Source organism: Flavobacterium sp. JLP, assembly GCF_015350755.1.
Classification (GTDB): domain Bacteria; phylum Bacteroidota; class Bacteroidia; order Flavobacteriales; family Flavobacteriaceae; genus Flavobacterium.
This window is the reverse complement of sequence record NZ_JADKPS010000002.1, coordinates 906897-917618: the sequence shown is the minus strand read 5'-3', so window position 1 is coordinate 917618 and position 10722 is coordinate 906897. Positions and strand designations below refer to the sequence as shown.

Here is a 10722-nt window from a genome sequence, read left to right as displayed (position 1 = left end):
AGACATTAACTGATGTTAAAATAACCTGTCCTGCGCTTGTTCCGATCACAACCGGATTTCCGTTTAAGGTATCGTTTGCTGTTAATGAAACTGATGTAGTGCCTCCGATAGTTCCGTTTACTGAAGCTGTTGTTTCTGTAACTGCATCGATTACTGGATTTGTTACTATAATTTCTACTGTTGCAGTACTGCAATTTCCAGAATTCGAAACTTCACAAATTTGATAATTAAATGAATAAGTTCCTGCCGGTGTATTTGGTTTAACTGTTACTGCACCACTAATAGTATCAAAAGTTAAAACTGAAGGTAAAGGAGATGATAAAATTAAGTCAACATCACTTCTTACTATATTATTACAATTGAGCAAATCATTAGATAAAACATTAGAAACTGCTGTTCCGCCTGTATTTCCATTGAAAGAGGATATTTTGTCATCATTTGCTTTTATCGGACCTACCACTTTAACATTTTGAGAACAAGTTTGTATATTTCCTGCTGCATCTGTAGCTGTCCAAGTAACGATTGTATTTCCAAGCGGGTAACTTGATGGTGCATTGTTAGTTACTGTAACAGTTCCGCTGCAATTATCCGTCGTTGATGGCACTCCTAAATTTACCCCTGCTGCTGCACAAGAATTTGCATTGGCAAAAGCCACAACATCTGAAGGGCAGGTAACGGTCGGTTTTTGTGTATCTGTTATAATTACTTTTTGAAGAGCTGTTTCTATATTTCCGTTTTCATCATTAAAACTCCAGGTAATATTAAAACTACCTTGAGTATTGTATGTTAAAGGATCTGTTGTTGTTCCCGTTACAGTTCCTTTACAATTATCTGTTGTTGTCGGATTCGTTACTGTTACTGAACATTGGGCTGTAACATCTGCTAAAACTGGTTTAACAGGTTTTTCTGTATCGCTCACTTTTACAGTTGAAACTGCCGAAATCTGCTCACAGGTTGTTGCCCCATTTGTAACTTTTACTTTGTAATCACCATCAGTATTAACAACTAAAGAAGATGATGTCTCACCAGAAATAACAGCATTATTTTTATACCAAACATAGGCTGGCGAAGCCGCATTAGTTTGTGCGTTTAAAGTTGTAGTCAAACAAGCAGTTAGGCTTCCTGTGATTGAAGCAGTCGGAAACGGATTAACCTTAATACTTCTATTTGATGTTACATCTGAACAACCGCCTGTTCCTGTTACTTTGTAAGTAATTGTAGCTGAACCTTCAGCAACTCCTCTAACTACTCCTGTTGAAGCATCAACCGTTGCGATATTTGCATCACTACTTGTCCAGCTGCCACCAGAATTTCCATTTGATGAAAAAGTTGATGTTCCTCCTATACATATATTTTGAGTGCCTGAAATAGTCCCTGCATTTGGCGCCGCCGCAACTGTTACTACAACTGATTTTATTTCTGAACATCCGGAAGCATTAGTTCCTTTGATATAATAAGTCCCAGCTGTTGCCGCTGTTGGTGTAGCATATGCTGTTGTTGCAGTTGAATTTGTCCAATATGTATAGGTTAAATTGGCTGAACTGCCTCCAGTAATCGCAGCAGCTGTTAAATCTACTTTTGATGGAGCACATACAGATGCAGGATTAGATACGATAAGTGTTGGCAGAGCATTGGGAGTAGTTGAAATACTTGCCGAATTATTTGCCAAATTACTGTCTGTAGTTGTATCTGGTAATGAAGCCTTATTTAAGTAAACTCCTGAAGGATTAACTTTTGCAACAATTTTTAATGTTTCAGTAACACCTCCATTTACGTCTCCGATACTCCAAACACCAGTTCCTGAATTATAACTTCCTGTTGATACAGTTGAACTAACGAAGCTGTATCCCGTTGGAAGTAAATCATTTACTGAAACTCCTGTTGAATTGTTTACTCCTAAATTATTTAATTTAACTGTAAATTCTACGTTCGAGCCAACACATGGTGTAGCGTTATTTACCGTTTTAGTAACTTCTAAATCTGTACATAATGTTACAGAAACAGGTTTAGATTGAGTTTGCGCACCACATGTTAAAGTTGAAGCTACTGAGTATGATCCTGTTTTAGTTGCTGTATAAGTGTCTGAATTTGCGCCTGAAATAGCCACTCCATTCAAATACCACTGATAAGGCGAAAATCCTGATGGCGTTTTTAATGCAGCTGTATTGTTTGTACATCCTCCGCCTGAAACGTATGTAAATGTTGGATCTTCGGGCTGAATAGCAAAATTCGAGAAAAATCCTGCCATAGAAAAACCTCCACCCTGCTGTACAATCGACACCGTTAATTTGGCATCACTTGAAAGAGAAAGTACATCTGGACTTCCTATTTGAGTATCTTCAAAATTAATTAAATACCAGCCTGTAGTTCCTAATTGATGACGAGCTGCTATTCCTGATTTTGTTTCAATATCTACTCCATTTACATATACTTTTGCAGCGGCATCTTTTAATAAAACGTATCCAAAATAAGGTAAAGAACCTACTCCATAATTTCTGAATTTAGCCGTTTCAATAAAATTAGATCCTCCACATTCTGAAACTGGTGCAACGGTATAAACATCAACCTCACAATCCTTTGCTGTACCAGAATATACGGCAACATTGTTCGTCGCAGAAACTCTCGATGCAGAAAAATTAGTTTTAGAAATACCGTTCATAAACGTGTAAAAATCCCCTGCATTTACAAGCGTTTTGCTTACTGTACCTGTTAAAGCGCCTGTTGCAGAAAATGTATCAACTGTTACTTTTGTATTTGGTTTTGTTGCTACTACTGTTGTCTGCTCTGCTGTGTCATTTCCTTTACCTCTTTCAATAAAATATTCTGATCCCAAAACTGCTTCTGGAGGAATTTGATTATAAGCTCCATCTCCACAACCGTCTGGCGTATCTATAGCTGCAGAAGTATTCATTACTGTAGGATTTGAAGACTCTACTAAAGAACCCAGAGGTGCTGTAAACAAGTAACTTTGACCTGCATTTAAGGTTGCAATTACTACATTATTCAATTTTACTGATGTACCATTGGTAATACCCATGATACTATAAATTGGGCGCTGATCTCCATAACCTCCAAAATTACCTAGCGAACCATCCCTGTAATATCCAATTCTATATCTGATTCCGATTCCAGCATCGCCAAAACTTGTCAATGCAGCATTACCTTTAATATCTTTATCACTTCCATCACCACCTAAAGCGTCAGAAGCAACGTTTCTTAAATTTATGGATACAGGTTTACTTCCTGTAACAATTAAACCTGCTGCATTTAAAACAGTACTTAATTTTAATGCCGGCGCATCTTTAGGAAGACCTGCAAATCTGTAAACCGCAGGAGTTCCTTTTACAGCAGTCAATGTATTTGTGATTAAAGTACCATCACTTTTTAATATTTCGATATTTACCGCAGTTGTAGAATTTGTCGCTATGACAATTTCATTTGCTTTGCTAAAATACTGCCACGGAGCGGGCGCGATATAATGCTTCGTATAAAATTGAGCTGACGCACTAGATGTAATTAATAAAATAAATAAAATAAGAAAATTAGGTTTAAAGAATTTAAACCTATTTAATGTAAAGTTACGCATGGACAGACTCGGTATTAATTTGAGTAATAGATAATATAGAATTTGAATTCCAAAAGGTGACTTTCAAATTATTAAGCAGATACGATAAAAACGAAGAAATAGATTTTAGAAAATTGAAATTATTTTTTTCAAAATCATAAAAAAAGAAGTAAACTATTTGGACCATAATACTTTAATCTCAGCTCGTACTGATTTTTGTCTTTAAGTTAAATTTGTAGTTTTGGAGGGGCGAAAGTATACAAACACCTCAATACTAGCCACTTTACTCGACCAAATACAAGTAAAAACGTTGAAATGCACTTTTTATCGATAAAATTTAACCTAAAGAATCAAAAAATATAATTATTTGATAACAAAAAGACGGAATTTTCTTAAAATATTATTGAATTAATTGTTTTTATGTGTTTTTACAAACAATACACTAATTTTATCTTACAAAAAAAGCATGCTTTAATCATGCTTTTATTAATTCAAAAAAAATATTTGGTGTTTGACTCACTTGTCAAATTTTGATCTCTCTAAAAGATTTTTTAGAAATTGTAATCGGTTAGGCAGCTTCTGATGAATTATGATGAAAAATTTCCAGTTAAAACTTTTTTTAGTAATTAATAATTACAACCATTTAAAAAATACAACTTATTCATTATCAATATAATTATTTCATATAAAAGGAAAATAATATAAAATAATTTCGCCAACGTAACTTCAAATTGCCTAGCATTTAATAAATTTAAATTGCGAGCTTTAGCATTGTCCATTTGTATAAATCGCTTTATTTCTTTTATCCAAGTCTGTGTTTTAATTATGCACTTGTAGGATCATTCTCAAAATAAACTCACTTTTAGAAGTAGCGATATTATTTAAATTTTCTCAAAAACTATATTATTTGTGTTTTATTTCTTACGCTTTATTAAGTACTATATTTATGAAAGATAAAAATAAGTTCTTACAAAAAACAACCTTAATTTTTATCTTTTCTTAAGCAAAATCAAAATTGCTATTATGATGTATTTGCTAATAAATAACTTGAAAAAACTTATTCAAGGAATTTGATGTTACGCTTTAATCCTTCGAATTTTGTTCTTTTGATAGGAGAATTTTTAAAAACCGCACGAAAAGTTTCTTCGGTAATTTCAATCCAATCTTTTTTGGATAAAGAAAGAATTTCCTGATTTGGATTAAATAATGGTTCCGAATGAGGTTTCGAAAAACGATTCCAAGGACAAACATCTTGACAAGTATCACAACCAAACATCCATTCATCAAATTTCCCTTTCATCTCGTAAGGAATATTTTCTTTTAATTCGATAGTATAGTAAGAAATACACTTGCTTCCGTCAACAACATACGGAGCAACAATTGCTTGTGTAGGACAAGCATCGATACATGCAGTACAAGAACCACAATGATCTGTAGTGGCATGATCATATTCTAAATCTAAATCCAGAATTAGTTCTGCAATAAAGTAAAACGAGCCCACTTTTTGAGTTAAGAGGTTGCTGTTTTTACCAATCCATCCTAAACCGCTTTTAGCAGCCCAGGCTTTATCTAAAACTGGTGCAGAATCGACAAAGGCGCGACCTGAAACATCACCAATATTTTCTTGAATAGCATGAAGAAATTCTTTTAATTTTTCTTTGATAACAAAGTGATAATCCTGGCCGTAAGCATATTTCGATATTTTAAAACTTTCTTGATTTTGATTTTCAGAAGGATAATAATTTAGCAAAAGTGATACTACACTTTTCGCATGATCAACTAATAAAGTAGGATCTAGACGTTTATCAAAATGATTTTCCATATAGGCCATTTGCCCGTTATGATTATTATTTAGCCATTTTTCAAGCCGAGGAGCTTCCTGTTCTAAAAATCCAGCTTTAGATATACCACAAGAAAGAAAGCCAAGTCGTTTCGCTTCGGCTTTAATAAATTTTGAATATGTTTCTTTAGAATTGATACTCATCTTTTAGAAAATATAACCTCTACTCCAACTGGTTTTAATGTAATTAGAGGGTTAAAACGAATAGCAGTTTCAGTAGATTTAATCTGATATCTTTTTACAATATGAGAAATAGTCAAGCACATTTCGTAAATAGCAAATCCAGCTCCAATACACATTCTTGGTCCAGCTCCAAATGGATAAAAGTATTGCGTTGAATTTTTCTTTCTTTCCCCAAGAAAACGTTCTGGATCAAACTTTTCTGGATCTTCCCAATATTTAGGATTGCGATGTAATTCATAAAAAGAAACTCCGATTAGAGTTCCTTTCTTTATATTAAACTGTCCAATAGAATCATCTTCGACATTTTGTCTATCCGTAATCCAAGCAGGCGGGTATAATCGCATCGACTCATTTAAAACTGCATTTGTATAAGTCATTTTCTGAAGTTGTTCTACAACATTATCAGTTTGCGTTTGTATTTCTGCAATTTCATTAAAAACCTTTTCTTGAATTTCCGGATTATTTCCTAAAAGATAAAGTGTAAAAGTCAAAGCATTTGCAGTTGTTTCATGCCCAGCAATAAATAAAACTTTAATTTCATCTATCAACTGCTTTACTGACATTCCTTCACCAGTATCTTCATATCTTGTTTCCAAAAGCATATTAAGCAAATCATTGATTTCATTTTTTGATTCAATTCTTTCCTCAATAATTTCTTGAATGATTCTATTATTCTCTTGAGCCAATTCTAGATGTCTTTTTACTTGGCCACTTAGCGAGAACCATAAAGCTTTATGCGGAAGTCGAATTTCTTTAATTAAGAAATTCTGAACTTCTTCAATAATAACTTTAATACGATTTAATTTTTCTTCAGAAATTGAAAGCTGAAATAATGATTTAGCTACAACATTAAATGCCAGCTGACTCATAATCGGGAAAAGATCAATTGATTTTTCTTCAGCTAAACCTTCCAATTCTAAAGCAATTGTCTTATTCATATTTTCGACTAATTGATTCATCTTTTGCTTATGAAAAGCAGGCTGAATAAGTCTTCTTTGTTTAAGCCAAAAATCTCCATCAACAGTCAAAAGTCCCTTACCTAAATATTTTGACAGGTATACAGATTGGAATTTAGATTTGTGATAATTCTTTTGGTTTTTCTGAAGAATATATTGGGCAATTTCATTGTCTCTGGATAAGATAATATACTTTGAAATACCAATTTTAAGAGAAAAAGAATCTCCAAGTTTTTCAAAATATCTTTTATGAAACGGAATAGGATTTCTACGCACTCCTTCAGCATCCAGAAAAAATCTCAATATTGAAAGCCTGCTAGGATAATTATATTTTCTGTTTTCAGACATTTTGAATAGAATTAAAAGAATCCACTTTAATATTGGTATTTATTTCCTTATTAATCAAATTTACTTATTATGCTGCAAAATCCACTCTGTAATATCCTTTATATTCTGAGTTTCAGTCTCAGGCGAATTCATTCCAACATCATGACCTTTACCTTCTCTAATTATCAATTTTGTCTCTACACCTTTGCTTTTTAATTCTGCATAAAGATTTTGAGATTGACTGACATTTACCACGGGATCCGCATCACCATGTATCAATAATGTCGGAATGTTAGAAATAGTGTTATATGGACTTATATCAGTAAGAGCAGGATTAATACCATTTGCATTTATATTTGTTCCAGCTAATTTTTCGACAATATCAAAAATCCCAGTCTTTTTAAGATATTCTAATGCTTCACGAGAATCTAATCGGGAAGGCGCGCACAATGCTGTTATAGACTTTACATTTTTTTTAGTATATCCATATAATAATGCTAAATGTGCTCCAGCACTAATTCCGACAATATGATAACCATTTTTAGCATAACCGTATTTAGTAGATAGATCAGAAACATAATTAACAGCTGTGTTTATATCAGCTAATAAATCCTGGGCAGAAATTTTATCAGTAACATAGCGATAATCGACATTGGCAACAACAAATCCTTGATTACATATGTCTTGAGCATGCTTTCTTGTATATTCAAGACCGCCCATTGACCATGCTCCTCCATGAATAAGAATAACAACAGGCACATCGCTTAAATTTCCATCAGGAATATATAAATCTAAAACCTGTTGAGTAGATTTTCCATAAGCAAGATTTGGAAAAGATTTAGTCTGACCAAAAGAACTAAAACAAGTAAACAACAAAAATACAACGAAATGCTTCATATCACATTTTAAAATAATCCACCTTGGATATTAATATTTATCTTGCCCAAATGTTTATAAGCCTTATCCGTAACTTCTCGCCCTCTGGGAGTTCTCATAATAAATCCTTCCTGAATCAAGAAAGGTTCATAAACTTCTTCAATAGTTTCACTGCTTTCAGAAACAGCGGTTGCTAAAGTAGAAAGACCGACTGGACCTCCTTTAAACTTATTTATAATAGTTAATAAAATCTTATTATCCATTTCATCAAGACCATGTGCATCAACATGCAGTGCATTCAATGCATACTTAGCTATTTCGAGATCAATAGTACCATTTCCTTTTATTTGTGCAAAATCTCGAACCCTGCGCAATAATGCATTTGCAATACGTGGTGTACCTCGGCTTCGGCCAGCAATTTCAATTGCTGCTTCCAGATCAATAGGCATTTTTAATATCGCAGAACTCCTTTCAACAATTGTTGTCAAAAGTTCAGTAGTGTAATATTGTAAACGTGATGAGATCCCAAAACGGGCACGCATTGGCGCAGTAAGCAAACCTGAACGAGTAGTTGCTCCAATTAAGGTAAACGGATTTAAATTGATTTGAACAGTTCTGGCATTTGGTCCAGACTCTATCATAATATCAATTTTAAAATCCTCCATTGCCGAATATAAATATTCTTCAACGATTGGGCTCAAACGATGAATTTCGTCTATAAATAAAACATCTCTTTCGTCTAGATTAGTAAGCAATCCGGCTAAATCGCCAGGCTTGTCCAATACAGGACCAGAGGTAATTTTAATACCAACTTCAAGTTCATTTGCCAAAATATTGGCTAATGTAGTTTTTCCAAGTCCAGGAGGCCCATGAAAGAGTGTATGATCCAGAGCTTCACCACGCTGATTCGCCGCTGCAACAAACACTTTCAAATTCTCTAAAACTTGATCCTGTCCAGCAAAATCATCAAATGACAGCGGACGTAATCTTTTTTCAAGATCTAACTCTTCTGGGTTGTATCCTTTTGTGGTAGGATCTAGGTTTTCATTCATCTTACAAAGATATACAAAGTAATCAGTTTGTAAAACAGTAAAATGGGGCGAAAAAAAATTTAACTAAAACAAAAAAGACTGTCTTCTCAGACAGTCTTTAAAATATTTTTAGTGGTGTAAAACTTCTTCACCTTCTTTCATTGGTACATTTTGTGGTACAAAATCTACATCATGATTTGGATTACTATAGTCATATGGCCAACGGTGTACATGAGGAATTTCACCTGGCCAGTTACCGTGAATATGTTCTACCGGAGTTGTCCACTCTAATGTTGTAGATCTCCAAGGATTCTGAACCGCTTTCTTGCCGTAAAAAATACTACTAAAGAAGTTGTATAAGAATACTAATTGGAACGCACCTCCAACAAGAGCAAATGTTGTAATTAAAACATTCACATTTTGCAAGTCATCAAATAATGGAAAGTTCGTATTTGTATAATAACGTCTTGGCAAACCAGCTAATCCAATAAAGTGCATTGGGAAGAAAACTCCATAAGCACAAACTGCAGTTACCCAAAAGTGAATATAACCTAAGTTTTTATTCAACATTCTTCCGTACATTTTAGGGAACCAGTGGTAAATACCAGCAAACATTCCATAAAGAGCAGAAATACCCATTACTAAGTGAAAGTGAGCAATTACAAAGTAAGTATCGTGAACGTTAATATCTAAAGTACTATCTCCTAAAATGATTCCAGTTAAACCTCCAGTGATGAAAGTAGAAACCATTCCAATTGAGAATAACATTGCAGGGTTGAATTGTAAGTTACCTTTCCATAAAGTTGTAATCCAGTTGAACGCTTTTACAGCAGACGGAATTGCAATCAATAAAGTAGTAAAAGTAAATACAGATCCTAAGAAAGGATTCATACCTGAAATAAACATGTGGTGACCCCAAACAATTGTAGATAAAAATGCAATTGCAAGAACTGACATAATCATCGCTCTATATCCGAAAATTGGTTTACGAGAGTTCGTAGCCATAATTTCAGAAACAAGACCCATCGCTGGCAAGATTACAATATAAACCTCAGGGTGTCCTAAGAACCAAAATAGGTGTTCAAATAATACTGGGGAACCACCTTGGTAATGTAAAACCTCTCCTGCAATATAAATATCAGACAAGAAGAATGAAGTACCAAAACTTCTATCAAAAATTAATAATAATGCAGCAGATAATAATACTGGAAAAGAAATAACACCAATAATAGCTGTTACGAAAAATGTCCAGATAGTAAGCGGAAGTCTAGTCATAGACATTCCTTTAGTTCTTAAATTTATAACTGTAACAATGTAATTTAAAGATCCCATTAAAGAAGATGCAATAAAGATAGCCATAGAAACTAACCATAATGTCATACCTGTTCCAGATCCTGGAATTGCTTGTGGCAATGCACTTAATGGAGGGTAAATCGTCCAACCTGCAGAAGCTGGTCCAGCTTCAACAAATAAAGAAGATAACATTATTACAGCAGATAAGAAAAACAACCAGTATGAAATCATATTCATAAATCCAGAAGCCATATCTCTTGCTCCAATTTGAAGTGGAATAAGTAAGTTACTAAAAGTTCCACTTAAACCAGCCGTAAGTACAAAGAATACCATGATAGTACCGTGAATTGTAACTAAGGCTAAATAAATATCGTTTGCCATTACACCATCAGGTGCAAATTTATCTCCTAATAAAACATTAAATATCTTGAAAGACTCTTCTGGCCAAGCCAATTGCATTCTGAAAAGCAACGACATTGCAATACCAATTATACCCATAATAATACCGGTAATTAAGTATTGCTTAGCAATCATTTTGTGATCAATACTAAAGATATATTTAGTAATGAACGTGTCTTTATGATGATGTTCGTGCTCGTGATCGTGTCCGTGATCGTGATCGTGCGCTTCTGCTGACATATATGTGTACTT

At 33.8% G+C, this 10722-nt stretch carries 6 protein-coding genes; all 6 read right to left on the bottom strand.

What is annotated here, in order from left to right; translation table 11 throughout:
• Positions 1 to 3586: HYR domain-containing protein (locus IRZ83_RS09340; protein WP_194568277.1), on the bottom strand; the 3586-nt coding region annotated here is incomplete at its 3' end.
• A gap of 1036 nt (positions 3587 to 4622) precedes the next feature.
• A complete protein-coding gene (gene queG, locus IRZ83_RS09335) occupies positions 4623 to 5549 on the bottom strand; it encodes a tRNA epoxyqueuosine(34) reductase QueG (RefSeq protein ID WP_194568276.1) in 927 nt (308 codons plus the stop codon).
• Complete coding sequence (locus IRZ83_RS09330; protein WP_194568275.1) at positions 5546 to 6892, bottom strand: cytochrome P450; 1347 nt, start codon at positions 6890 to 6892, stop codon at positions 5546 to 5548. Before IRZ83_RS09330 ends, queG begins: the two co-directional genes overlap by 4 nt.
• 60 nt (positions 6893 to 6952) lie before the next feature.
• Positions 6953 to 7768: an alpha/beta hydrolase gene (locus IRZ83_RS09325; RefSeq protein WP_194568274.1), complete on the bottom strand. Its 816-nt coding sequence runs from the start codon at positions 7766 to 7768 to the stop codon at positions 6953 to 6955.
• A gap of 8 nt (positions 7769 to 7776) precedes the next feature.
• A complete protein-coding gene (ruvB, locus tag IRZ83_RS09320; RefSeq protein ID WP_029271975.1) occupies positions 7777 to 8799 on the bottom strand; it encodes a Holliday junction branch migration DNA helicase RuvB in 1023 nt (340 codons plus the stop codon).
• A gap of 108 nt (positions 8800 to 8907) precedes the next feature.
• The gene (locus tag IRZ83_RS09315; protein ID WP_029271974.1) at positions 8908 to 10710 is read right to left on the bottom strand and encodes a cbb3-type cytochrome c oxidase subunit I; all 1803 of its coding nucleotides are present in this window, start codon (positions 10708 to 10710) and stop codon (positions 8908 to 8910) included.
• Positions 10711 to 10722: the final 12 nt, after the last annotated feature.

Excerpts from the sequence above, each read along its gene's own strand:
- queG (WP_194568276.1), bottom strand. The coding sequence starts at position 5,549 with ATGAGTATCAATTCTAAAGAAACATATTCAAAATTTATTAAAGCCGAA.
- IRZ83_RS09330 (WP_194568275.1), bottom strand. The coding sequence starts at position 6,892 with ATGTCTGAAAACAGAAAATATAATTATCCTAGCAGGCTTTCAATATTG.
- IRZ83_RS09325 (WP_194568274.1), bottom strand. The coding sequence starts at position 7,768 with ATGAAGCATTTCGTTGTATTTTTGTTGTTTACTTGTTTTAGTTCTTTT.
- ruvB (WP_029271975.1), bottom strand. The coding sequence starts at position 8,799 with ATGAATGAAAACCTAGATCCTACCACAAAAGGATACAACCCAGAAGAG.
- IRZ83_RS09315 (WP_029271974.1), bottom strand. The coding sequence starts at position 10,710 with ATGTCAGCAGAAGCGCACGATCACGATCACGGACACGATCACGAGCAC.